This window comes from Acinetobacter johnsonii CIP 64.6, assembly GCF_000368045.1.
In the GTDB taxonomy this organism is placed as follows: Bacteria; Pseudomonadota; Gammaproteobacteria; order Pseudomonadales; family Moraxellaceae; genus Acinetobacter; species Acinetobacter johnsonii.
Genome location: NZ_KB849233.1, coordinates 1 through 1,099 on the forward strand (window position 1 = coordinate 1; position 1,099 = coordinate 1,099).

General features: G+C 40.4%; 1 protein-coding gene. It reads right to left on the reverse strand.

What is annotated here, in order from left to right:
• Window positions 1-193 precede the first annotated feature (193 nt).
• Window positions 194-1,099, reverse strand: a 906-nt coding sequence (locus F986_RS03425; RefSeq protein ID WP_004692124.1) for a MobA/MobL family protein, incomplete at its 5' end; no start/stop codon positions are given.

A 1,099-nucleotide genomic window follows, 5' to 3' on the forward strand; every position in this document is an offset into this window, starting at 1 on the left:
TTGATCAACATATATATGATGATTACGAAGACGTTAAACGCGCTTTTTTAGCATTCTTTCCTGATGGAGCATTTATGCAATTTTGAGACTGTTAATTGAATAGCTAGACTCCCTGAATGGTCCTTTTAAAGGACCATTACACAATTTACAGTCCTACAGTCAGTTTACCTGACACAGATTTTTGTACGCTCTATCAAAATCCAAAACTAGGACCATCAAATCCTTTCGTTTTTTCTTGTGTCTGTTTCTGCTTTTCTTGCTCTAGTAACTTTTGCTTATTCAATTCTACCTCATAGTAGGGTTTGTACAGCTCATAACGATTTTCAGCTCTCAACCGATTAATTTCTACAATCATGTCCTGTTTTTGCTGATAGCGAACTGGATCACTTTCTTTGGCAAACCGCAGTGCCTTATTCATCATCGGCACATCTTGCAGATTAGTATCGTATTTTTTATTGTAATCCTCATTGGATAGACAACTCACCTCATTCGGAACCTCTACCTTTAGCCCTCTAATTTCAAGCACTTTGGTCGGTGCATAACGCTGTAAGCTGTCATTAATGAGTTCTTCAGTTTTTTGTCGGTACAACTGCAATTGTGCTTTGCCCATCCCTAATACATCGGCTGTTAATTTCTGAGCGCCCCCTTTCTCTGGCTGTTCAGGGTTATAACGCTTAAAAAACTGCTCAGGTGTTCGCTCTATTCCATCCACATGGCGTTCACTATAAATCAGATGCAAATGGGGTTGTTCTTGACCACCTAGACTACCAACATGATGATGGATAGCACAGCTATAAGGATATTGATAACGGTCAGCAAACTCTTGAATAAACTGCTCTGCCAATTCGATACGTTGTTCCGATGTAAGCTCTTTTGGTAATGCCACCACCAAACTTGAACAGACTCGACCATTTTTACGTTCATACAGATCCGAGGCCTGCCAAAATTCTTCCGGATTCCCCTCGGCAAAGCTCGGCATATTACCTGAGCAAACAAACTCAAGTTGTTCATGAACATGATCTTTATGTTGTGCAAATTGTGCAGTTCGAGTGATGTAGTGAAAGCGCTCTTTGGCCGTTCTAGGCTTGTTATTTTTACC